The sequence below is a fragment of the Geodermatophilus chilensis genome (genome assembly GCF_002802985.1).
Taxonomy (GTDB): Bacteria; Actinomycetota; Actinomycetes; order Mycobacteriales; family Geodermatophilaceae; genus Geodermatophilus; species Geodermatophilus chilensis.
This window is the reverse complement of record NZ_NVPT01000022.1, coordinates 13,580-35,112: the sequence shown is the minus strand read 5'-3', so window position 1 is coordinate 35,112 and position 21,533 is coordinate 13,580. Positions and strand designations below refer to the sequence as shown.

Sequence of the window (21,533 nt, the reverse complement as noted above, 5' to 3'; positions counted from 1 at the left end):
GCTGTCCGAGCCGACGACGAGCGACGACGTCAGTGGCGGGCAGCCGCAGTGCTGGCGGCCGCCACGGGCCCCTCGGTCACCAGCCGCGGCCGGCCGGCGTACAGCCCGGCCGCGAGCTGGAGGCCTTGCAGGACCATCAGCACGCCCAGGCCCGCGCGCCACCCGCCGGTCGCGTCGTGCAGCAGCCCGACCGCCAGCGGGCCGGTCGCGGCCAGCAGGTACCCGACGCTCTGCGCGGCCGCTGACAGCCGGCCGGTCTGGGCGGCGTCGCGGGTGCGCAGCAGCACCAGCGTCAGCGCCAGCGGGAACGCCGTCCCCGTGCCCAGGCCCCACAGCACCGCCCACACCGCCGGGGCCGCCGTGGGTGCGATGAGCAGCCCGACGATGCCGACGGCCGACAGCAGCGTCGCGCCGACCACCCACCCGACCTGGGAGCGGGCCCGCGCCGCCAGGGGCGGGACGACGAGCGCGCACGGCGCGCCGAACGCGGCCGCGACGGCCACGAGAGCTCCCGCGGTCACCGCGGACGTGCCGGCGTCGTCCTCCAGGACGTCGGCCAGCCAGGTGAGCATCACGTAGAAGGCCAGCGACTGGAGGCCGAAGAAGACCGTCACCGCCAGCGCCACCCGGTCGCGCAGGACGGCGACCACCGGCGGCCCGGCCACCCGCGGGCCGGACGCGGGACGGCGGCGCCGGGCCAGCAGCGCCATCGCGGCGGCCGCGACCAGCACCGGTGCCAGCCACACGGTGAGCCCGGCGACCGCGCTGCCGGTCGCGCTGGCCAGCGGCTGGGCCAGCCCGGCGCCGAGGCTGGCGGAGAACCCCATCGACGCCGTCGCCGCGCCCAGCACCGGTGCCGCGCGGTCGCCGTACGCGGCCCGCGCGGCGGCCGGTACGAGCACGTTGCCCACCGCGATGCCGGCCGACAGCAGCACGGTGCCGGCGTAGAGGCCCCAGGTGCCGGCGGTGCGCAGCGCGATCCCGACGGCGAGCACGGCGAGGCCGGCCAGGACGGCGCGCTGGACGCCGAGCCGCGCGGCCAGCGCGGGCGCGACGGGGGAGACCAGGCCGAAGCAGACCAGGGGGAGCGCGGGCAGCACCGACAGCGCGGCCTGCGGCACGGACAGCTCGGTGCCCAGCTCGCCGAGCACCGGACCGACGGCGGAGAACGGCGCGCGCAGGCAGAGCGCGGCCAGCACCAGCGCGGCGGCGGGCGCGAGCACCACCCACCACCGGCGTGGGGAGCCGGGTCCGGTCGCCGGGTCGGCGGTCTGCACGCGCGTTCCTCCAGGAGGTCGGGGACGGGTGAGCGGGAAGACGTGATCGTCGCGCAGCCGCTCCCGGCGCCCGGTCAGCCGGGGGAGACGGTGCCGCGGAAGCGCAGCGTCTGGCCCGGGCGCAGCTGGCCGCACCGGTCGACGTCGGCGTCCTCGACGTAGCCGATGACCGGGTAGCCGCCGGTCACCGGCGCGTCGGCGAGGAAGAGCACCGGCTGTCCGGACGGCGGCACCTGCAGCGCCCCGCGCACCATGCCCTCGCTGGCCAGCTCGCCGGCGCGGGTGCGCTCCAGCGCGACGCCGGCCAGCCGCAGCCCGATCCGGTTGCTCTCGCCGGTCACCTCCCACGCGGTCCCGGTCAGGGCGCGCAGCGCCTCGTCGGAGAACCAGTCGGTGCGCGGGCCGGGCAGCACCCGCACGGTCACCTCACCGCCGGGCGGGTCGGCCACCGGCGCGAGGTCCACCCCCGGCATCGGCCCGGCCGCGGACCCCACCGGCAGCACGGCGCCGGGGGAGAGCACCGGGGGACCGAGGCCGGAGAGCAGGTCGGTCGAGCGGCTGCCCAGCACCGGCTCGACGGCGATCCCGCCGCGGACGGCGACGTAGGTGCGCAGCCCCATCGTCGGCAGGCCGAGCCGCAGCTCCGCGCCCGCCCGCAGCGTCACCGGGGCGTTGTGCGCGACCGAGCACCGGGCCCCGGTCGTGGCCACCACCAGGTCCGCCCCGGCCCGCACCACCAGGCCGCCGAGGGTCGCCTCGAGCACGGCGGCGCCGGGGTCGTTGCCCACCAGCCGGTTCGCCAGCCGCGCCGCGGTCCGGTCGCAGGCGCCGGACCGGCCGACGCCGAGCGCGCCCTGCCCGGGCCGGCCGCCGTCCTGGACGGTGGTCAGCGGGCCGGTCGCCAGCACGGTGAGGGAGCGCGTCGCCCCGCCCTGCGACGCGGCGGGGCCGGTCACGTCACCTCCGTGAACCGCACCCGGACGCCGGGGCGCAGCAGCGCCGCCGGGTCGCGGTCGACGTCGAAGACGGCGACGTCGGTGCGGCCGATGAGCTGCCAGCCGCCCGGGGACTCCCGCGGGTAGACCCCGCTGAACTCCCCGGCCAGCGCCACCGACCCTGGCGGCACCTTCGTCCGCGGGCTGCTCCGGCGCGGCACGTCCCACGGCTCGCCGTCGGGGGTGAGGTAACCGAAGCCGGGGGCGAACCCGCAGAAGGCGACCGTCCACTCGGTGGCGGTGTGCCGGCGCACCACCTCGCCGGGGTCCACGCCCAGGTGGGTGGCGACGTCGGCGAGGTCGGCGCCGTCGTAGACGACCGGCAGCTCGACGAGCTCCCCGCCGTCCCGCCGTCCGGGGCGCGGCGTCGTGCGCCGCACCGCCTGCTCCACGGCCGCGAGGGAGGTCACCGCGGGGTCGGTCACGAGCAGCACCGTGCGCGCCGCGGGGACGACGTCCACCACCCCCTCGAGCGGCTCGGCGGTGAGCGCGGCGTACAGGCCGAGGACGTCGTCGAGACCGCCGAGCTCGACCAGCAGCGCGGTCGACCCGCTGGGCAGGACGCGCATCAGTCGGCGAACGGCGCCAGCGACACCCCGGCCGCCGTGAGGACCTCGCGCACCCGCCGGGCGATCGCCACCGCGCCGGGGGTGTCACCGTGGACGCAGATGGACTCCGGCGCCAGCCGCAGCAGCCCGCCCTCGACGTCGGTGACCGGCTCGCCGGTGGCCATCGCGACGCAGCGGCGGGCGATCTCGTCGGGGTCGTGCAACACCGCGCCGGGCAGCCGGCGGGAGACCAGCGTGCCCTGGGGGGTGTACTCGCGGTCGGCGAACGCCTCGGCCACCGTCGTCAGCCCGGCCTCGTCGGCCAGCCGCAGCCAGGCCGACCCGGGCAGCCCGAGCACCGGCAGCGCGCGGTCGTACTCGACCACCGCCTGCACCACGGCCGCCGCCTGCTCCTCGTGGGTGACGATCGTGTTGTAGAGCGCGCCGTGCGGCTTGACGTAGCGCACCCGGGTGCCGGCCACGCGGGCGAAGGCCTCCAGCGCGCCGAGCTGGTAGAGCACGTCGGCGGTCAGCTCGGCGGGCTCGACGTCGACGAACCGGCGGCCGAACCCGGCCAGGTCGCGGTAGGCGACCTGCGCGCCCACCGCCACGCCTGTCTCGGCCGCCCGGGCGCACACGCGCCGCATGATCGAGGGGTCGCCGGCGTGGAAGCCGCAGGCCACGTTGGCGCTGGTGACGACGTCGAGCAGCGCGTCGTCGTCCCCCAGCCGCCACTGGCCGAAGCCCTCGCCGAGGTCGGAGTTGAGGTCCATCCGTCAGCCTCCCTCACGAGAACAGCGCGATGACCGGGCGGATCGAGTTGACCGCCAGGTAGACCGTCAGCAGCCACGCCGCCCAGCCGACCACGAGCAGCCAGCGCGGGTAGCGGTACCCGTTCAGCAGGTCGGCCCGGCGGGTGGCCACCCAGAGCAGCACCGCGATGCCGATCGGCAGCAGCAGCCCGTTGAAGGCGCCGGCGAAGACCAGCAGCGTGGTCGGGGCGGCACCGATGAGGAGGAAGGCCAGCGTGGTGACCGCGATGAAGCCGACCACCAGCAGCGTGCGGGTGCGGTCGCTGGTGCGGGTGCGCGAGGTGACGAAGGAGATCGAGGTGTAGGAGGCGCCGATCACGCTGGTGATCGCCGCGGCCCACAGCACGACGCCGAAGACCCGCAGCCCGACCTCGCCCGCCGCGCTCTGGAAGGCGTTGGCCGCCTGGTTCTCCGTGCCGAGGTCGGCGCCACCGGTCACCACGCCGAGGATGGCGAGGAAGAGGACGACCCGCATGATCCCGGTGATCACGATCCCGGTGATCGAGCCGCGGGTGATGTCGCGGACGTGCTCCCGGCCGGTGACCCCGGAGTCCAGCAGCCGGTGCGCGCCGGCGTAGACGATGTAGCCGCCGATCGTGCCGCCGACCAGCGTGGTGATCGCCAGGAAGGAGACCTCCTCGGGGAGGACGACGTTGCGCAGCGCCCGGCCCACCGGCGGGCCCGAGGTGATCGCGATGTAGGCGGTCAGCACGATCATCAGCAGGCCGAGGACGACGACGATCCGGTCGACCGCGACCCCGGCCCGGCGGCTCAGGAAGATGCCGATGGCGATGACGGCGGAGATGGCGCCGCCGATCCTCGGGTCCAGCCCGAGCATCGCGTCGAAGCCCAGGCCCGCGCCGGCGACGTTGCCGATGTTGAACACCAGCCCGCCGGCCAGCAGGAAGGCGGCCATCACCCAGCCCAGGCCGGGCGCGACGAGGTTGCCCAGCTCCTGGGCCCGCCGGCCGCTGACGCCGATCACCCGCCACACGTTCAGCTGCAGGGCGATGTCGATGACGATAGAGACGGCGATGGCGAAGGCGAAGGCCGCACCGAGCTGGACGGTGAACGTCGTCGTCTGGGTGATGAACCCCGGGCCGATGGCCGAGGTGGCCATGAGGAACATCGCGCCCAGCAGCGTCGACCGCGTGCCGGCGGCCATGCGGCTGCTCGTGGGGCCGGCCGTGGCCGGAGCGCTGTGGGGGCTGGTCGGTTCGGATGCCATGGCAGTTGCTCCCGGTCGGTGGGACCGCCGTTACCCGCACCGGCGGCTCGAACACCCGGCGCGGCCGGGCCATGGCCGATGAAGATAGAGAGTTGTTGAACGATCCGACAAGGGGCCGGTCAACTGTTCCCCTCGCGCCCCCCGTTGGGCACGATGGGTGCATGGCATCCCCGTCCGCTGCGGACGACGACCCCGGCCGCGGCCCGGACACCCATGCCGGCTGGCTGCGCGCCGTCGCCGAGGAGGTGCGCTCCTTCGACCGGTCGAGCACCGCCGAGCGGGTCGCCGAGCTGCTGCGCCACCGGGTGATCGAGGGGGACCTGCCGCCCGGGCACCGGCTGTCGGAGGAACAGCTCGTCGACGTCCTGCACGTCTCCCGCAACACGCTGCGCGAGGCGTTCCGGCTGCTCACCCACGAGGGGCTGCTCGTGCACCGGCTGCACCGGGGGGTCTTCGTGCCCGAGCTCGACGAGGACGACCTGGTCGACCTCTACCGCCTGCGCCGCACGATCGAGTGCGACGTCGTCCGCCGGCTGCACGGGCTGGACCCGGTGCGGCTGCGGCCGCTGCACGACGACGTGGCCGCCGGGGAGGACGCCGCCCGCCGCGGCGACTGGGTCGCGGCCGGCACCGCGAACATGCGCTTCCACCAGCACCTGGTCGCGCTGGCCGGCAGCCGGCGCATCGACGAGACCGCCGCCCGGCTGCTGGCCGAGCTGCGCCTGGCGTTCCACTCCGTCGGGGCCCCGCAGCGGCTGCACGAGCCCTACGTCGGCCGCAACCGGGCGCTGCTGGACCTGCTCGTCGCCGGGGAGACCGACCGCGCGGCGAAGGAGCTCGAGGACTACCTGCACGACTCGGAGGCCGAGCTGCTGGCGGCCTTCCGCGACCGATCGAGGAGGACCCCGTGACCGTCACGTTGCCCGCCGCCGACCCCGCGCTCGCCCGCGAGCACTACCGCGGCGGCCTCGCCGTCCCGTCGTCGGGCTGGGCGCCCGGCTACACCCAGGCCAACCTCGTCGTCGTCCCGCAGGACTGGGCCTACGACATGCTGCTGTTCGGCCAGCGCAACCCGCAGCCGGTGCCGCTGCTCGACGTGACCGACGCGGGGTCGACGTCCACCGTGCTCGCGCCGGGGGCGGACCTGCGCACCGACCTGCCGCGCTACCGGGTGTGGCGCGACGGCGTGCTGGTCGACGAGCCGACCGACGTCGTCGACCTGTGGCGCGACGACCTGGTCGCCTTCCTGATCGGCTGCAGCTTCAGCTTCGAGACCGCGCTGCTGGACGCCGGTGTGCCGGTGCGCAACATCGAGCAGGGCCGCAACGTGTCGATGTACCGCACCAACCGGCCGTGCCGCCCCGCCGGCCGGCTCTCCGGGCCGCTGGTCGTGTCGATGCGCCCGGTGCCCGGCGAGCTGGTGGCCACCGCGGTGCAGGTGACCGCCCGGATGCCCCAGGTCCACGGAGCGCCGGTGCACGTCGGCGCGGCGGAGTCCCTCGGCATCACCGACCTGGCCGCGCCGGACTACGGCGACCCGGTCGAGGTCGCCGACGGCGACGTCCCGGTGTTCTGGGCCTGCGGGGTCACCCCGCAGGCGGCGCTCATGGCCTCCCGGCCGCCGTTCGCGATCACCCACGCACCCGGGCACATGTTCGTCACCGACATCCCGGACGCGGTCTACCGGCAGACCTAGGGACCGTCGGGACCGGCCCCGTCCCGGGCCCCGCCGGCCCGCTGCAGGGTCCCGCCGCGAGCCCGCGAGTGGCGGGGAGCAGGGGGTCCTTCGACGAGCGGTGGGGAGGACGGGGTCCTCAGTCCGTGCCGGACTCCATCGCGGCGCGGTCGAGCAGCTCCTCGTCCTCCGGGACCGCCCCGCGGGAGGCGATCGCCTCGGCCCCGCCCCGGTCCATGGCGCCGATCAGGCCGGTGGAGGCCGCCTGCGCGGCGCCGATCAGCTGCGGATGACCGGTGCCGACCATGCCGAGGGCCGCGTACTGCTCCAGCTTGGCGCGGGAGTCGGCGATGTCGAGGTTGCGCATGGTGAGCTGGCCGATCCGGTCCGACGGGCCGAAGGCGGAGTCCGCGGTGCGCTCCATCGAGAGCTTGTCGGGGTGGTAGCTGAACGCCGGGCCGGTGGTGTCGAGGATCGAGTAGTCCTCGCCGCGCCGCAGTCGCAGCGTGACCTCGCCGGTGACCGCCGTCCCGACCCAGCGCTGCAGCGCCTCCCGCAGCATCAGCGCCTGCGGGTCCAGCCAGCGGCCCTCGTACATCAGCCGGCCCAGCCGGCGGCCCTCGCTGTGGTAGGTCGCGAGGGTGTCCTCGTTGTGGATGGCGTTGACCAGCCGCTCGTAGGCCGCGTGCAGCAGCGCCATGCCCGGCGCCTCGTAGATACCCCGGCTCTTGGCCTCGATGACCCGGTTCTCGATCTGGTCGGACATGCCCAACCCGTGCCGGCCGCCGATGGCGTTGGCCGCCAGCACCAGGTCGACGGCGGAGTCGAAGGTCTTGCCGTTGATCGTGACCGGCCGGCCCTGCTCGAAGCCGATGGTCACGTCCTCGGGCTCGATCTCGACCGCCGGGTCCCAGAACCGCACGCCCATGATCGGCTGGACGATCTCCACGCCGGTGTCGAGGTGCTCGAGCGCCTTGGCCTCGTGCGTGGCGCCCCAGATGTTGGCGTCGGTGGAGTAGGCCTTCTCGGTGCTGTCCCGGTAGGGCAGGCCGTGGGCCTGCAGCCACTCGGACATCTCCTTGCGGCCGCCGAGCTCGGTGACGAAGTCGGCGTCCAGCCACGGCTTGTAGATCCGCAGCGAGGGGTTGGCCAGCAGGCCGTACCGGTAGAAGCGCTCGATGTCGTTGCCCTTGAACGTCGAGCCGTCGCCCCAGATCTGGACGTCGTCCTCGAGCATGGCGCGCACCAGCAGGGTGCCGGTGACCGCGCGGCCCAGCGGGGTGGTGTTGAAGTAGCTGCGGCCGCCCGAGCGGATGTGGAACGCCCCGCAGGTCAGGGCCGCCAGGCCCTCTTCCACCAGCGCCGCGCGGGCGTCGACGAGCCGGGCGATCTCCGCGCCGTAGGCCGTCGCGCGCCCGGGGACCGAGCTGATGTCGGGCTCGTCGTACTGGCCGATGTCGGCGGTGTAGGTGCAGGGCACCGCGCCCTTGTCGCGCATCCACGCGACCGCCACGGAGGTGTCGAGACCACCGGAGAAGGCGATTCCGACGCGTTCGCCGACGGGCAGGGAGGTGAGCACCTTGGACACACGAAGAAGTATGCACGACTGTGCATGGCCATGCGTCGGTGGGTCCGGAGGCTGCGCGGGCGGCCCGGTGCCGAGTGAGCAGTCGCGGTCGCCGGGAACGGCGTGTCGGCGCGTGTCGCGAACTGCAACTGCCCACTCGACCGCTGGGACCGCTGCCCTCACGTCCGGACGACGTCGTAGCGGACGCAGACGAACTGGCCGTTGACCGCCTCCTCGGTGCGGGCCAGCTCCAGCCGGCGCGGCAGCAGCGGCGCTCCGCCGCCGAGGGTGACCGGGGCGATGGACACGACCACCTCGTCGAGCAGGCCCCGGTCGGCGAACTGGCCGGCGAGGTCGCCGCCGCCGACGATCCACACGTCGCGGTCCCCGGCGGCCGCCACCATCTGCGCGTGCACGTCCGCGACGTCGGCCGCGGTGAACCGGATGTCCGCGTCCCGGTACGCGGCCAGCCGCCGGTGCGTGAACACCCACGCGGGCACGGTGTAGGCCCACGCGCCCGGGTCGTGCTCCTGCACCCACTCGTAGGTCGTGGCGCCCATGGCGAGCGCGCCGACCCGCTTCTCGAACTCCGCGTACCCCATCGGGCCGTGCTCGTCGGAGTGCCGGGAGAGCAGCCAGTCCAGCGAGTGCCGCTCGTCGGCGATGAAGCCGTCGAGGCTGGTCGCGGTGTAGTAGACGGTGCGGGTCATCGGTCCCTCCTGGCCAGCCACTCGATCGGGTCCCCGGTGTCCACGGCCAGGCCGGCGTCCCGGAGCAGGTGACGCACCAGCAGCCGCCGGTGCGCGGAGAAGGTGAGGACGTGGGCGACGACGCTGCCCAGGACGAAGGTCTCCGGCGGCTCGCACAGCGCGTCGACCAGCCGGTCGCCCCAGGCGCCGCGGCGGGCGACGTCCCGGACGGCGGCCAGCCAGCGGGGCGCCACGGCGTCGTGCCGGGCCAGCAGGGCGGCCGGGTCGTCGGCGCCGCGGGCGGGGTGCCCGGCGCCCTCGATCGAGGCCAGCCACACCTCCTTGGTCCACACCAGGGTGTCCAGGACTGCGGCCACCGACTCCTCCGCGCCGGCCCAGGGGAGCACCGAGAGCCCGGGCAGCCGGGCGCGGCGGTATTCCCCGTCCGGGAGTGCCTTCGCGACCTCGAGCAGGGCGCGGGTGTCCTCGACGTCGTGGTGCACCAGCAGCGCGGTCACCTCGTCGGGAGCGCCGCGCCGGCCCTCGTCGGCGACCCACAACGAGGTCGGCGGGTGGAAGTGGATGCCGTTGGGCGCGGGCAGCCAGTGCTCGTCGCGGGTGCGCGGTCGGCCGTCGTCCAGCGTGCCGGGCGAGCGGCCGTAGGCGCGGGCGAAGGCGCGGGCGAAGCCCTCGACCGACTCGTACCCGGCCGCGAAGGCGGCCTCGGTGACGCTGGACCCCGAGTGCAGCTGCCACGCCGCCCGCTCCAGCAGCACCCGGCGGCGCAGGGCCACCGGCGGCTCGCCGGCGCCCCGGCTGACCTGCCGGGCGAAGTACCACGGACTGGCGAAGGCGTCGCCGGCCATGTCGGGCAGCGTGCGGTTGTCCTCGTCGAGGACGGCGTCGAGCAGCTCGCGGAGGCGGTCCCGCCCGGGGAGGGGGTCGTCGTCGGCCACGTCGGGGAGTCTGGCCGGAGCGAGCGGCGCGGCGCCCGACCGTTCTTGCCCTCCTGGCCCACCGCCGGCCCGATGTCACGGTTTCGTCATCTGACCGACGTTCGGGGGGCCTCGGGCTGCGGGTACGGCGGCGGCCATGCCGCGAACTGACCGCATCGCCGAGCCGTGGGGGACCCGGACGCCGTACGGCCCGGGGGAGACCTGGCCGACGCGCGTCGACCAGTACCTCGCCGACGGCCTGACCGAAGTCGACGTCGACCGCTGGGTGCAGTCGGCCACGATCCTGCACAGCAACGGCGACGGCCTGGACATCGCCGTCAAGGACGACCGCATCGTCGGCGTCCGCGGCCGGGCCGTCGACCGCGTCAACCACGGCCGCCTCGGCCCCAAGGACCTCTTCGGCTGGCAGGCCAACAACTCGCCCGACCGGCTCACGAAGCCGCTGATCCGGCGCAAGGGGAAGCTCGTCGAGACCGACTGGGACACCGCGATGGACGCGGTCGCCGGGCGGTGCAGGGAACTGCTCGAGGAGCAGGGTCCCAGCGCCATCAGCTTCTACACCACCGGCCAACTCTTCCTCGAGGAGTACTACACCCTCGGGCTCATCGCCCACGGCGGCATCGGCACCAACCACGTCGACGGCAACACCCGGCTGTGCACCGCGACCGCCGCCGCGGCGCTCAAGGAGACCTTCGCCTGCGACGGTCAGCCCGGCTCCTACACCGACGTCGACCATGCCGACGTCATCGCCCTCTACGGGCACAACATGGCCGAGACCCAGACGGTGCTCTGGACGCGCGTCCTCGACCGGCTGGCCGGCCCCAACCCGCCGAAGGTCATCTGCGTCGACCCGCGCGAGACCCCGGTCGCCAGGGCGGCCACGGTGCACCTCGCCCCGCGCCCCGGCACCAACGTGATGCTGATGAACGCGCTGCTGCACGAGATCATCACCAACGGCTGGATCGACCGCGAGTACATCGCGGCGCACACCGTCGGCTTCGACGAGCTCGAGAAGCAGATGAAGGCCTACACCCCGGAGGTCGCCGCCGAGGTCTGCGACGTCCCCGCGGACCGGATCCGCGAGGCCGCCCGCATCCTCGGGCACGCCGAACGGCTGCTGTCCACGGTCCTGCAGGGCTTCTACCAGTCCCACCAGGCCAGCGCGGCCGCCGTCAGCGTCAACAACATCAACGTCATCCGGGGCATGCTCGGCAAGCCCGGCTGCGGCATCCTGCAGATGAACGGCCAGCCCACGGCGCAGAACACCCGGGAGTGCGGTGCCGACGGGGATCTGCCGGCCTTCCGCAACTGGTCCAACGACGCCCACATCACCGACCTGGCCCGGATCTGGAACGTCGACCCGATGCAGATCCCGCACTACTCGCCGCCGACCCACATCATGCAGCAGTTGCGCTACATCGAGGAGGGATCGATCCGGTTCCTCTACGTGACGGCGACCAACCCCGCGGTCTCGCTGCCGGAGCTGCGACGCATCCGCGAGCTGCTCAGCCAGGACCGGCTGTTCCTGGTCGTCCAGGACATCTTCCTGTCCGAGACCGCGCAGCTGGCCGACGTCGTCCTGCCGGCCGCGACGTGGGGCGAGAAGACGGGCACCTTCACCAACGTCGACCGCACGGTCCACCTGTCGGAGAAGGCGGTCGAGCCCCCGGGGGAGGCCAGGGCCGATCTGGACATCCTCATCGACTTCGCCCACCGCCTCGGCCTCGAGGACAAGGACGGGCAGCCGCTGGTCAAGTGGACCGACGCGGAGGGCGCCTTCGAGGGGTGGAAGGAGTGCAGCCGCGGCCGCCCCTGCGACTACAGCGGCATGAGCTACGACAAGCTCCGCGGCAGCAGCGGCATCCAGTGGCCGTGCAACGACGAGCACCCCGACGGCACCGAGCGGATCTACGTCGACGGGAGGTTCTGGGCGCAGCCGGACTACTGCGAGAGCTACGGCCGCGACATGGTCACCGGGGCCCCGGTGGAGGAGACCGAGTACAAGGCACTCAACCCGACCGGGAGGGCGGTGCTCAAGGCGGCCGAGTACGTCGCCCCGCACGAGCTGCCCAGCCAGGACTTCCCGTTCCAGCTCATCACCGGCCGGACGCTCTACCACTTCCACACGCGCACCAAGACCGGCCGGGCGCCGCAGCTGAACGCGGCCGCGCCGGAGGTCTGGGTGGAGATGTCGGCGAGCGACGCCGCCGACCGGGGTTTCGCCGAGGGCGACCTGCTGGAGGTCGCGACGCCCCGCGGCCGGGTGCGGGCCCGGCTGCGGGTCAGCGGCATCCGACCGGGTGTGCTGTTCCTCCCGTTCCACTACGGCTACTGGGACACCAAGGACGGCTCGCAACCGAAGAAGAAGGGCGAGGGCCGGGCGGCGAACGAGCTGACGCTGACCGACTGGGACCCGGTGTCCAAGCAGCCCATCTTCAAGACGGCGGCCGCGCGGGTCGAGCGGGTCTCCCGGGGAGGTACGCCTGCCCCGGCACCGACCACCACGGGGTCGGCCCCGGTGACCGGTGCGGTCCCGCCCACCGTGGGCGGCGACAGCGCCCGCGCCGAGGAGCTCGTGGCAGGCGGCACGACCGTGGGAGGTCAGGCGTGAAGCTGGACCTGGCGATCGAGGAGCTGCACCGCTCGGAGAACCACCTGGTCACCGTGCTGATGTCGATGTCGGACCGGCACAAGGCCGACCACGAGGTCTTCTACGTCACGCGGGACATGGCGAAGTGGTCCCGCGAGCACGTGGTCGAGCTGGCGCGGATCGGGCGGGACTTCGGGCTCGACCTCGACCCGGAGGCGTCGGAGGACCCCGGCCTGCTGGCCAGCGTGCGGCAGCGGGCCTCCGAGCTGATGGGACGACGGTCCACGCCGGGCCTGCTGCTGCTCGCCGACCTGCGCCACCTGTACCGCGAGACCGCGGGCACGTCCCTGGACTGGGAGATCCTGGCCCAGTCCGCGCAGGGCGCCAAGGAGGCCGAGCTGCTGGAGCTGGCCCGGCGGTGCCACCCGGAGTCGCTGCGCCAGGCCCGGTGGGCCAACGCGCACCTCAAGGTCGCCGCACCGCAGGTGGTCGCCAGCTGATGCGCGACCGATGAGCGACGCCGCCCCCGCGGGGCCGCCTGCCACCCGGGTGGTCCTGCGGCCGCTGGCCGCTCCGCTGCCGCTGGGCTTCCTCGCCCTCGCGCTGGCGACCACGGTGTTCAGCGCTGTCCAACTCGGGTGGATCCCGGCCGACCAGGGGCGCATCGCCGGCCTGACCGCGCTGGCCGCGACGGTGCCACTGCAGCTGCTCGCCTCCGTCTTCGGGTTCCTGTGCCGCGACCCGGTCGCGGCCACCGGGATGGGGGTGCTCGCAGGGACCTGGGGCGTGGCCGGCCTGACGACCCTGACCTCTCGGCCCGGGGCGGTCAGCGCGGGACTCGGTGTGCTGTTGCTCGTGGGCGGGGTCGCCATGCTCGTCCCCGCGGCTGCGGCGCTCCCGAGCAAGGTGGTGCCCGCTGCGGTCATGGCCACGGCGGCGACACGATTCGCCGTCACGGGGGCTCACGAGCTGACCGGCTCGGCGGCCTGGAAGACGGCGGCCGGCTGGGTCGGCATCGCGCTGGCCCTCCTGGCGCTGTACGCCGCCCTGGCCCTGGAGCTCGAGGGGACCAACGAGCGCACCGTCCTCCCGGTCGGTCGCCGGGGTGCCGGCCGGGCGGCGATGTCCGGGGAGGGACCGCTGGACCCCCACGGCCTGATCGAGGAGGCGGGCGTCCGACCGCAGCTCTGATGTCTCCGTAGGACGGCGCTCGAGAGGAGGCCGCTGGTGCTGATCGACGTGCTCCTGCTCGGGGCCGGCGTCCTCGCCCTCGTCGTGGCGGCGCTGTCCGGCCGGCTGCGTCGGCTGCCGGTGTCCGAGCCGGTGCTCGCCCTCGGGCTGGGGATCCTGCTCGGCCCGGAGCTGCTCGGCGTCCTCACCCTGCCGCCGCTGACCGAGGAGAGCGCCTGGCTGCACACGGCCACGCGGGTCCTGCTGGCCATCTCGGTCATGGCCGTCGCCCTGCGCTACCCGTTCGGGGACGCGCGGGCGCGGCTGCGTCCGGTCCTGCTCCTGCTGGCGGTCGTCATGCCGGTCATGGCCCTGGTCACCGCGGGGCTGGCCGCGGCCGTCCTCGGGGTGGGGCTCGGCACGGCCGCGCTCATCGGTGCGGCGCTGTGCCCGACGGACCCGGTGCTCGCCTCCAGCGTGGTGACCGGGGACCCGGCGGAGGAGGACCTGCCCGAGCGCGACCGGCAAGTGCTGTCCCTGGAGTCCGGCGCCAACGACGGGCTGGCCCTGCCGCTGGTGCTCGTCGCCCTGGCGGTCGCCGGCGCGCGGCCGCTCGCCGGTGCGCTGCTCGAGTCGCTCTGGCAGGTCGCCGGGGCCGTGCTGGTGGGTGTCCTCACCGGCTGGCTCGGGGCCCGCGCGCTGCGGGCAGGGGAGGCCCACGGGTCGACCGATCCCGCGCCGCGACTGCTGTTCACCGCAGTGCTCGCCCTGACGGTGCTGGGTGTCGGCGGCCTGCTGCACGTCGACGGCATCCTCGCGGTCTTCGTCTGCGGCCTGGTCTTCAGCCGGGTGAGCACGGGCGCGGATCGCACCGACGACGCCCCGATCGACGAGGCGGTCAACCGGTTCGCGGTCCTGCCGCTGTTCCTGGCGCTGGGGGTCGTGCTGCCGTGGTCGGCGTGGGCCGGACTCGGCTGGGCGGGCGGGCTGCTGGTGGTGGCCGTGCTGCTGCTCCGCCGGCTCCCGGTGGTGTGGCTGCTGCGCCGCCCGCTGCGGCTGGGCCGGCCCGACGCGGCCTTCCTGGGCTGGTTCGGGCCGATCGGGGTGTCGGCGCTGTTCTACCTCACGCTGGAGCACGAGCGGATGCACGTCGACCCGGTGGTCCTCGCCGCTGGCAGCCTCGTGGTGGCCGCCAGCACCGTGGTGCACGGCGTCAGCGGCTCCCCAGGCCGGGTGCTGTACCGCAGGGCTGCGCGGGGGTAGGGGCACGGCATGTGGTTCGACTCGTGGGCCGACCTCGGCCGCATCCTCGCGGTGGGGGCGAGCGCCTACCTGACGCTGGTCCTCGTGCTGCGCTCCTCCGGGAAGCGCACGCTGGCCAAGCTCAACGCGTTCGACCTCGTGGTCACGGTGGCCTTCGGCTCGACCCTGGCGACGATCCTGCTGAGCAGCGACGTGTCCTGGAGCGAGGGCGCGCTCGCCCTGGCGCTGCTGGCCCTGCTGCAGTTCGTCGTCGCCTGGGTCACCGTCCGCAGACCGACCCTGCGGACCGTGACCACGGCGCGACCGACCCTGCTGTTCCGGGACGGCGCAGCACTCCCGGCGGCCCTCCGCGAGCAGCGGGTGACGATCGACGAGGTCCGGCAGGCCGTGCGCGCCACTGGTTCCGGCGACCTGTCGGCGGTCGCCGCGGTGGTGCTGGAGACCGACGGGTCGCTCAGCGTCGTCCCGGCGGAGAAGGCCGGGGACCGCTCGGCGCTCGAAGGGGTCCGGGAGGCGGAGGGCTGATCCCCCGATCCTCCGGGCCCGGTCCGAGGTGCCGGTCCCCCCCGGCGGGAGGTCAACGGGCGAGCGTCCCCTCGACCAGGGGCGCCACCGCGCCGAGGCCCACCCCGAGCGCGAGCACGCAGCCGGCCGCCAGGACGGCGGCCGCGGCGGCGAACGGGCGCGGTCGCCCCGGCTTTGGCTTGTCGTCCGCCGGCCGCCGGAAGGCCGGGGCGATCCAGCGCAGGTAGTAGAAGAGGCTGGCGACGGTGTTCACCGGGGCCACGACGACCAGCCAGGCCAGGCCGCCGTCCTAGGCGGCGGTGAAGACGCTCAGCTTGCCGAGGAAGACCGCGGTCGGTGGGGTGCCGACGAGGCTGAGCAGGCTGACCACGAGGGCCGCGCCCAGCCAGGGCGACCGGGCGGCCAGCCCCTCGTAGTCGTCCACCGAACGCCGGTCCGGCACGGCGCCCACGACGGCGAAGGCGGCGAGGTTGGTGACGGCGTAGCCGCCGAGATAGACCAGCAGCGCGAACAGCGCCTCCCCGCTGCGGTCGGCGACCGCGACCGGCATGAGCAGGTAGCCGACCTGGCGGACCGTCGACCAGCCCAGCAGGCGGCGCACGTCGGTCTGGCCGAAGGCGGCGAGGTTGCCCCTTCCGGGAGAAGTTCGGCCGCGACCCCGGGGACGGCGACGAGGCGGAGAACGGCGTCGACCGGGCCGCGCAGTACGAGGACCACTCGCCGTACGCCTTCGGCGCGCAGTTCGTCGAGGTCCGGGTGCACGCCGACACCGGCGAGCTGCGCGTGCCGCGGCTGTACGGCGTCTTCGCCGCCGGCCGGGTCATCAACCCCCGCACGGCCCGGTCGCAGTTCATCGGCGGGATGACCATGGGCCTGTCGATGGCCCTGCACGAGAACAGCGTCTGCCCCCCGAGCGTCGGCCAGGTCGCCAACCACGACCTCGCCGAGTCCCATGTCACCGTCAACGCCGACGTCGGCGACGTGCAGGCGCACTGGATCGACGAGCACGACCCGTACGTCAACGCGATGGGCACCAAGGGCATCGGGGAGATCGGCATCGTCGGCACCGCCGCGGCCGTCATCAATGCCGTCCACCGGGCCACCGGCGTCCGGGTGCGGCACCTGCCGGTCACCCTCGACAAGCTGCTGCCCGGCCTGCCCTGACCGTGAGCACGGCCGGGCCGGCTCGTCGATGGTGGGCCGGCGGCCGGCAGCGGTGGGCCTGACCCGTGCCCTGACGGGGACGACCGCACTACCCGGCGAGGCCACCGCCACCGTCGTGACCGGGCGATGGGGGCCGGCTCAGGACGGCCCGCGCCGGGGCCCCGTCGGCGCCGGGGATGCGCAGCGGGAGGCAGGTGAGGGTCCACCAGCCGGGGTCGACGGCCCGGAGGTCGAGCGTCTCGACGATGGTCACCCCGGCGCAGAGGAGCGCCTCGTGGGTGGGGGCCGGGTCCTGGTAGGTGGCGATGGACAGGTAGTCGATGCCGACGAGCCGGATGCCCCGCCGGGCCAGTTCGGTTGCGGCGTCCGGGGCGACGGCGACGAACTCCTCGACGAACGTCGGCGCGTTCCACAGTGCCGAGTTCGACGTCTTGAACAGCACCCGCGTCGCCTCCTCCGGGATGTCGACGCGGTCGAGCGCCGCGCGGTCGACGTCGCCGTCGAGCGCGGTGGCGTCGGCCACCCACACCGGTCCGATCAGCGTCTCGATCGGGACGGTGTCGACGCCGGGCTGCCCGTCGAAGAAGTGCACGGGCGCGTCGACGTGGGTCCCGCAGTGCAGCGAGCAGGTCAGGGACGAGACGTTCGAGGGATCGCCGTGCGCCCGGTGCTGCCGCCGCCGGACCTCCAGGTCGGTGTCCCCGGGGTACAGCGGCACCAGGCCGGGGACGAGGGGCACGGTGACGTCGACGTAGCGGGTCACGCCAGCGGGATACCCGCCCGGATGGGTCGCGAGACCCGGTGCCGGCGACGAACCGGAGGACGGCACTACTCCGGGGACGCCGGTCGACGGCTGGGCCGGTACGGCGTGGTGTGCTCCGCGGTGGGTCGACGGGCCGGGCTCGCGGGGCGCATCACGTCGGCCGTCCACGGGGTAGAGGCCGGTATGGCCCGCGACTTCGACCCCGCCGAGTACGGGGGGCACTTCGCCTCCGTCTACGACGAGCTCTACGCGGAGCTCTCCCCGGAAGACGCCGTACGGTGCCTGGCAGATCTCGCCGGCGGTGGAGCCGTCCTGGAGCTGGGGATCGGTACCGGACGGATCGCCCTCCCGCTCGCCGCCACGGGACTGCTGGCGAGGGGATCGACGGGTCCCCGGACATGGTGGCGCAGCTGCGCCGCAAACCCGGCGGGGAACGGCTGCGCGTGGAGGTGGGCGACTTCGCCACGACGGCCATGGGGACGGCGTTACGACCTCGTCGTGCTGGCCTTCAACACGATCAACGCCCTGCCCTCGCAGCAGGCGCAGGTGGAGACCTTCCGCACCGCCGCAGCGCACCTCGAGCCGGGCGGTGCCTTCGTCGTCGAGAACTGGGTGCCCGACCTCGCCGCCTTCCGGCGCGGGTGCTCGGTAGCGGCGCACGAGGTGGGGGAGAGCCAGGTCGTCGTCGACGTCGCCGAACTCCACCCGGCCGAGCAGCGCATGAGCACCACGCGGCTGGCCTTCTCCCGGGACGGGGTGCAGCTGCTGCCGATGAACCACCGGTACGTCTGGCCGGCGGAGCTCGACCTCATGGCGCGGCTGGCCGGCATGCACCTCGAGACCCGGTGGGAGGACTGGCGGCGGAGGCCGTTTACCGATGACAGCGCCGCATACGTCGCCGTCTACCGCATGGACCACTGACCGGAGACACTCCTTGACGGGCCGACCTGCCCCGACCGGTACCGCATGCGCCGCCCGGGTCCGAGTACCGGCCGGGAGCCGGTGACGACGACGGGGTCAGCAGCGGCCCCACGGGCGGCCTGCGTCGAGCCGTGGAGGAGCGACGTGCACCTGCCCCTGCCCCGAGGTCCGCTGACCGAGCAGCTCGTGTCCGTCCTGCGTCGTCCTCCCCAGCGGCTGCCCGGGATCGAGCAGTGCGCCCGCGAGCTGGCCGCCGGCACGACGGGACGCGACGTCCTGGTGCACGACGACCTGCACCTGGGCCTGCACGTGCTCTACGAGTCGCACTACCGCGGCTTCGACGGCGTGGACCCGGCCTGGGAGTGGGCGCCCGACCTGCTCGCGGCCCGGGCGGTGCTCGAGGAGGTCCTCGAGGAGACCATCCGTTCGCGCGTGCCGGTCCCGGCGCTCCCCGAGGCCTGTGCACCGGCCGTCGCCGAGGCCCTCGGTGCACTCGTCGCCTCCGACGACTCGCCCTCCTGCTCGGCGTTCCTGGAGGTCGAGGCCACCCCCGAGCAGTTCCGTGAGTTCCTCGTCCACCGGTCGGTGTACGAGCTCAAGGAGGCCGACCCCCACACGTGGGCCATCCCGAGGCTGTCGGGGCGGGCCAAGGCCGCCCTCGCCGAGGTGCAGTCGGACGAGTACGGGGGAGGCCGCCCGGAGCGGATGCACTCGGAGCTGTTCGCGCGCGCGATGCGGGCCCTGGACCTCGACGACACCCCTGGCGCCCACCTCGATCGCGTGCCCGCGCTGACCCTGGCCTCGGTCAACGTGATGTCCCTCTTCGGACTGCACCGCCGGCTGCGCGGAGCGGTCGTCGGTCACCTGGGGGCCTTCGAGATGACCTCGACGGTCCCCAACCGGCGCATCGGCGACGGGCTGCGCCGCCTGGGGTTCGACGGTGACGCGACGTGGTTCTTCGACGAACACGTCGAGGCCGACGCGGTGCACGAGCAGATCGCGGCCCACGACCTGTGCGGCGCGCTCGCCGAGGACGAACCGGGCCTCGTCGGCGACCTGTTCCTCGGGGCCGCCACGGCCCTGACCATGGAGGGGTTGTTCGCCGACCACGTGCTCTCCGCCTGGACGGCGGGGCTGAGCTCCCTGCGCGGACCGGGCGACCTGCCCCTCGGCCGCGTCGCCTGAGCACCGGTGGCACTCGACGGGGAGTACGTGCTCCCGCTCCGCTGGCAGGACGACCGTGAACTCGACGAGCTGACCGGCTACCTCCGACGGCTGAGCCGCTGGTTGCCGGTCACCGTGGTCGACGGCTCGCCGCCCGGACTCTTCGAGGCCCACGGCCGGGCCTGGGCCGGTCTGGTCCGCCACCTGCGGCCCGAGCCGCGGGGCGGTGCCAACGGCAAGGTGGCGGGCGTGGTGACCGGTGTGCGCGCGGCTCGCAGCGAACGCGTCGTCCTCGCCGACGACGACGTCCGCTACGACCGGCCGGCCGTGGAGCGCGTGCTGGCGCTGCTCGAGGAGAAGGACGTGGTGCGCCCGCAGAACGTCTTCCGTCCGCAGCCGTGGCACGCCCGCTGGGACACCGGGCGGACGCTGCTCAACCGGTCCGTCGCGGCGGACTACCCCGGGACGTTCGGGATCCGCCGCAGCACCTTCCTGGCCATGGGCGGGTACAGCGGCGACGTCCTGTTCGAGAACCTGGAGATGGTCCGCACCGCGCGGGCCCACGGGGCGCGGGAGCACCGGGCGGGCGACCTGTTCGTGGTCCGGCGGCCGCCGACGGCAGCGCACTTCTGGTCCCAGCGGGTGCGTCAGGCCTACGACGACCTCGCCCAGCCGTGGCGGTTGGCGGGTTCCCTGGCGGCGTGGCCGTTCGTGGTCCACGCCGTGGTGCGGCGACGCGGCCGCCGGCTCGCGGTCGCCGCGTCGGCCGTGGTGCTCGCCGCCGACATCGGCCGCCGACGCGCCGGCGGCCGAGCCGCGTTCCCGCGGACCGCGCCCCTGTGGGCCCCGGTGTGGGTCCTCGAGCGGGGCCTGTGCTCCTGGATCGCCCTGGGTGCACGGGTCCTGCGGGGTGGGGTCCGCTACGGCGACGGGCGCCTGAGGACGGCCGCGCACTCCCCGGCCCGGCTCCGACGGAACGCCCGGACGACCGTGCCTCTGCCGGCCCTCGACCCAGAGGCCGGTGGAGCGGATCCCCCGCACGCCGCGCCGGCCGGTGCAGGGCCCGCCCGCAGCGGCTCCGTACCACGGGGCTGAGGCCGTCCCTGCGGGTCGCCGGGCGGCCGTCCGGCCGGGCGTCGAGCGCGTCCTCGAGAGCCGGCACCAGCCCCGACGTCACGAACAGCACCCGGCTCGACGGGTCCACGAAGGTGGCCTGGCCCGCGCGGAGCCCGGCCTCGGCAGGCGGCACGGCGGCGTCCCGGGTCACTGCCCACGGTCACCGTCTCCTCCACGCGGTCGGCGGTCGTTCGAAGACCGGGTCCACCGGTCCGGCGCGGAACTCACCGGACCGGCCGACGAAGGCCCGGTGCAGCTCCAGGGGCGGGACGTCGACCGACTGGGAGCCCTGCTCGAGCAGCAGGACGTCCCAGTCTCGGGGCTCCTTCACCGCCTGCCTCCGGCGGGCCTCCCGCTCGGCCTCCGCGCCCCGGAGGACGGTGACCTCCACCGCGAGGCCGAGGGCGGTGTGCCACTGGGCCGCGACGGTGTGCGCCACCGCCTCCCAGGCGGCCAGCGCGGTCAGCCGCAGCGGCCGGTCCGCCCCGCCGGCGGCCTGCCAGAGCCGGGCGGCCTCGGCGGGGTCGTGCGGATAGGGGCGCAGGCGTCCGGGCGCGCGGTGCAGCACCGTCAGCAGGGTGGGCGGCGTCAGCCCGGAGAGCGGGCGGGCGTGGCCGCCGAGGAGGTCGACAAGGGCGTCGCGGTCGACGGCCAGGTTGAGCGCCCGTCGGGCCCGGACGTCGTTCAGCGGCAGCCCCTGGGCGCCACGGTCGATCGCACCGGCGAGGGCGCGGACGGCGTCGACGGTCACCAGCCGGGCGTGCCGGGAGCGGCGCACCCGCTCGGCCGGGGCGTGCGGGACCTCGGAGACGACGTCGACCTCGCCGACGGTGTCGCACACCAGGTCCAGGGCCCGGTCGCGGTCGAGGTCGTTGCGGAACTCGACCTCGGCCAGGCGTGGCCCGCGGCGGCGGTCCCAGTAGTGCGGGTTGGCCCGCAGCCGGTCGGTCGGGGTGCGTTCCTCGGTCTGCAGCCAGGTGCGGTCGGCGCCGTCGGTGACGACGGCTGCGACCCACCTGTTCCCGGAACCGGGAGCGCTCGAGCAGGTCGTCGACCGGACCGTCGACTGGCTGGGCCGCTGGCTGGCGCCGTCCGCGACCGGCTGACCGG

General features: G+C 74.6%; 23 protein-coding genes and 1 pseudogene. 12 read left to right on the top strand and 12 right to left on the bottom strand.

What is annotated here, in order from left to right; all coding sequences use genetic code 11:
- Positions 1 to 29 precede the first annotated feature (29 nt).
- The 5 genes from CNO22_RS05860 to CNO22_RS05840 form a co-directional block, all read right to left on the bottom strand.
- Positions 30 to 1,277, bottom strand: a complete 1,248-nt coding sequence (locus CNO22_RS05860; RefSeq protein WP_100498396.1) for an MFS transporter — start codon at positions 1,275 to 1,277, stop codon at positions 30 to 32.
- 74 nt (positions 1,278 to 1,351) lie between these two features.
- Positions 1,352 to 2,233 (bottom strand): 5-oxoprolinase subunit C family protein, encoded by an 882-nt coding sequence (locus tag CNO22_RS05855; RefSeq protein WP_100498395.1) that lies wholly within the window; start codon positions 2,231 to 2,233, stop codon positions 1,352 to 1,354.
- Positions 2,230 to 2,841, bottom strand: coding sequence for a 5-oxoprolinase subunit B family protein (locus CNO22_RS05850; RefSeq protein WP_100498394.1), 612 nt, complete (start codon positions 2,839 to 2,841; stop codon positions 2,230 to 2,232). Before CNO22_RS05850 ends, CNO22_RS05855 begins: the two co-directional genes overlap by 4 nt.
- The gene (locus CNO22_RS05845) at positions 2,841 to 3,593 is read right to left on the bottom strand and encodes a LamB/YcsF family protein (protein WP_100498393.1); all 753 of its coding nucleotides are present in this window, start codon (positions 3,591 to 3,593) and stop codon (positions 2,841 to 2,843) included. Before CNO22_RS05845 ends, CNO22_RS05850 begins: the two co-directional genes overlap by 1 nt.
- 13 nt (positions 3,594 to 3,606) lie before the next feature.
- Positions 3,607 to 4,797: an NRAMP family divalent metal transporter gene (locus CNO22_RS05840; protein ID WP_232806826.1), complete on the bottom strand. Its 1,191-nt coding sequence runs from the start codon at positions 4,795 to 4,797 to the stop codon at positions 3,607 to 3,609.
- A 224-nt stretch (positions 4,798 to 5,021) separates the two neighbouring features.
- Here CNO22_RS05840 and CNO22_RS05835 point away from each other — a divergent pair, with 224 nt between their 5' ends.
- Together CNO22_RS05835 and CNO22_RS05830 are read left to right on the top strand one after the other, a co-directional pair.
- Positions 5,022 to 5,771 (top strand): GntR family transcriptional regulator, encoded by a 750-nt coding sequence (locus CNO22_RS05835; RefSeq protein ID WP_100498391.1) that lies wholly within the window; start codon positions 5,022 to 5,024, stop codon positions 5,769 to 5,771.
- A complete protein-coding gene (locus CNO22_RS05830; RefSeq protein WP_100498390.1) occupies positions 5,768 to 6,556 on the top strand; it encodes a putative hydro-lyase in 789 nt (262 codons plus the stop codon). Before CNO22_RS05835 ends, CNO22_RS05830 begins: the two co-directional genes overlap by 4 nt.
- Before the next feature lie 118 nt (positions 6,557 to 6,674).
- Here the strand turns inward: CNO22_RS05830 and argG are convergent, their stop codons facing one another.
- The 3 genes from argG to CNO22_RS05815 all read right to left on the bottom strand — a co-directional run bounded on the left by argG (position 6,675) and on the right by CNO22_RS05815 (position 9,747).
- On the bottom strand, positions 6,675 to 8,123 hold the full coding sequence (gene argG / locus CNO22_RS05825) for an argininosuccinate synthase (RefSeq protein WP_100498389.1): 1,449 nt from the start codon (positions 8,121 to 8,123) through the stop codon (positions 6,675 to 6,677).
- Positions 8,124 to 8,281: 158 nt separating this feature from the next.
- Positions 8,282 to 8,812, bottom strand: coding sequence for a dihydrofolate reductase family protein (locus CNO22_RS05820; protein ID WP_100498388.1), 531 nt, complete (start codon positions 8,810 to 8,812; stop codon positions 8,282 to 8,284).
- Positions 8,809 to 9,747: a helix-turn-helix domain-containing protein gene (locus tag CNO22_RS05815; RefSeq protein ID WP_100498387.1), complete on the bottom strand. Its 939-nt coding sequence runs from the start codon at positions 9,745 to 9,747 to the stop codon at positions 8,809 to 8,811. The genes CNO22_RS05820 and CNO22_RS05815 overlap by 4 nt, the downstream gene beginning before the upstream one ends.
- Positions 9,748 to 9,883: 136 nt before the next feature.
- Between CNO22_RS05815 and CNO22_RS28880 the strand changes: the two genes are divergently transcribed.
- Genes CNO22_RS28880 through CNO22_RS05790 form a run of 5 tightly spaced genes read left to right on the top strand, consistent with a single transcriptional unit; the run spans position 9,884 to position 15,295 of the window.
- Positions 9,884 to 12,358, top strand: a complete 2,475-nt coding sequence (locus CNO22_RS28880; protein ID WP_100498386.1) for a molybdopterin oxidoreductase family protein — start codon at positions 9,884 to 9,886, stop codon at positions 12,356 to 12,358.
- Positions 12,355 to 12,837, top strand: coding sequence for a hypothetical protein (locus tag CNO22_RS05805; RefSeq protein WP_100498385.1), 483 nt, complete (start codon positions 12,355 to 12,357; stop codon positions 12,835 to 12,837). Before CNO22_RS28880 ends, CNO22_RS05805 begins: the two co-directional genes overlap by 4 nt.
- Before the next feature lie 10 nt (positions 12,838 to 12,847).
- Complete coding sequence (locus CNO22_RS05800; protein ID WP_100498384.1) at positions 12,848 to 13,528, top strand: GPR1/FUN34/YaaH family transporter; 681 nt, start codon at positions 12,848 to 12,850, stop codon at positions 13,526 to 13,528.
- Between the two features lie 36 nt (positions 13,529 to 13,564).
- Positions 13,565 to 14,770: a cation:proton antiporter domain-containing protein gene (locus CNO22_RS05795; protein WP_100498383.1), complete on the top strand. Its 1,206-nt coding sequence runs from the start codon at positions 13,565 to 13,567 to the stop codon at positions 14,768 to 14,770.
- A 9-nt stretch (positions 14,771 to 14,779) separates the two neighbouring features.
- A complete protein-coding gene (locus CNO22_RS05790; RefSeq protein ID WP_100498382.1) occupies positions 14,780 to 15,295 on the top strand; it encodes a DUF421 domain-containing protein in 516 nt (171 codons plus the stop codon).
- Between the two features lie 52 nt (positions 15,296 to 15,347).
- On the opposite strand, the gene CNO22_RS28875 is transcribed toward CNO22_RS05790, so the two are convergent.
- The gene (locus CNO22_RS28875; RefSeq protein ID WP_232806825.1) at positions 15,348 to 15,548 is read right to left on the bottom strand and encodes a hypothetical protein; all 201 of its coding nucleotides are present in this window, start codon (positions 15,546 to 15,548) and stop codon (positions 15,348 to 15,350) included.
- Between the two features lie 36 nt (positions 15,549 to 15,584).
- A complete protein-coding gene (locus CNO22_RS28870) occupies positions 15,585 to 15,896 on the bottom strand; it encodes a proton-conducting transporter transmembrane domain-containing protein (protein WP_232806824.1) in 312 nt (103 codons plus the stop codon).
- Positions 15,897 to 16,015: 119 nt separating this feature from the next.
- Between CNO22_RS28870 and CNO22_RS05780 the strand changes: the two are divergent.
- Positions 16,016 to 16,459, top strand: a pseudogene (locus CNO22_RS05780) (molybdopterin cofactor-binding domain-containing protein); the annotation flags it as partial.
- An 88-nt stretch (positions 16,460 to 16,547) separates the two neighbouring features.
- Here CNO22_RS05780 and CNO22_RS05775 read toward each other — a convergent pair.
- Positions 16,548 to 17,222, bottom strand: coding sequence for a cyclase family protein (locus tag CNO22_RS05775; protein WP_157936820.1), 675 nt, complete (start codon positions 17,220 to 17,222; stop codon positions 16,548 to 16,550).
- 498 nt (positions 17,223 to 17,720) lie between these two features.
- Between CNO22_RS05775 and CNO22_RS28165 the strand changes: the two genes are divergently transcribed.
- The 3 genes from CNO22_RS28165 to CNO22_RS05760 all read left to right on the top strand — a co-directional run bounded on the left by CNO22_RS28165 (position 17,721) and on the right by CNO22_RS05760 (position 20,402).
- On the top strand, positions 17,721 to 18,143 hold the full coding sequence (locus CNO22_RS28165; RefSeq protein ID WP_198588126.1) for a hypothetical protein: 423 nt from the start codon (positions 17,721 to 17,723) through the stop codon (positions 18,141 to 18,143).
- Between the two features lie 144 nt (positions 18,144 to 18,287).
- Complete coding sequence (locus tag CNO22_RS05765) at positions 18,288 to 19,328, top strand: iron-containing redox enzyme family protein (protein ID WP_232806822.1); 1,041 nt, start codon at positions 18,288 to 18,290, stop codon at positions 19,326 to 19,328.
- 6 nt (positions 19,329 to 19,334) lie between these two features.
- Positions 19,335 to 20,402, top strand: coding sequence for a glycosyltransferase (locus tag CNO22_RS05760; RefSeq protein ID WP_100498380.1), 1,068 nt, complete (start codon positions 19,335 to 19,337; stop codon positions 20,400 to 20,402).
- A 181-nt stretch (positions 20,403 to 20,583) separates the two neighbouring features.
- Here CNO22_RS05760 and CNO22_RS28865 read toward each other — a convergent pair whose 3' ends face one another.
- Positions 20,584 to 21,318, bottom strand: coding sequence for an ABC transporter substrate-binding protein (locus tag CNO22_RS28865; RefSeq protein ID WP_232806828.1), 735 nt, complete (start codon positions 21,316 to 21,318; stop codon positions 20,584 to 20,586).
- Between the two features lie 34 nt (positions 21,319 to 21,352).
- Between CNO22_RS28865 and CNO22_RS28860 the strand changes: the two genes are divergently transcribed.
- Entirely contained in the window at positions 21,353 to 21,529 is a 177-nt protein-coding gene (locus tag CNO22_RS28860; protein ID WP_232806829.1) for a hypothetical protein, read from the top strand.
- Positions 21,530 to 21,533: the final 4 nt, after the last annotated feature.

What these genes read in the sequence shown, in the direction of transcription:
- CNO22_RS05850 (WP_100498394.1), bottom strand. Translation starts at nt 2,841, where the DNA reads ATGCGCGTCCTGCCCAGCGGGTCGACCGCGCTGCTGGTCGAGCTCGGC.
- CNO22_RS05845 (WP_100498393.1), bottom strand. Translation starts at nt 3,593, where the DNA reads ATGGACCTCAACTCCGACCTCGGCGAGGGCTTCGGCCAGTGGCGGCTG.
- CNO22_RS05840 (WP_232806826.1), bottom strand. Translation starts at nt 4,797, where the DNA reads ATGGCCGCCGGCACGCGGTCGACGCTGCTGGGCGCGATGTTCCTCATG.
- CNO22_RS05835 (WP_100498391.1), top strand. Translation starts at nt 5,022, where the DNA reads ATGGCATCCCCGTCCGCTGCGGACGACGACCCCGGCCGCGGCCCGGAC.
- CNO22_RS05820 (WP_100498388.1), bottom strand. Translation starts at nt 8,812, where the DNA reads ATGACCCGCACCGTCTACTACACCGCGACCAGCCTCGACGGCTTCATC.
- CNO22_RS28880 (WP_100498386.1), top strand. Translation starts at nt 9,884, where the DNA reads ATGCCGCGAACTGACCGCATCGCCGAGCCGTGGGGGACCCGGACGCCG.
- CNO22_RS05800 (WP_100498384.1), top strand. Translation starts at nt 12,848, where the DNA reads ATGAGCGACGCCGCCCCCGCGGGGCCGCCTGCCACCCGGGTGGTCCTG.
- CNO22_RS05790 (WP_100498382.1), top strand. Translation starts at nt 14,780, where the DNA reads ATGTGGTTCGACTCGTGGGCCGACCTCGGCCGCATCCTCGCGGTGGGG.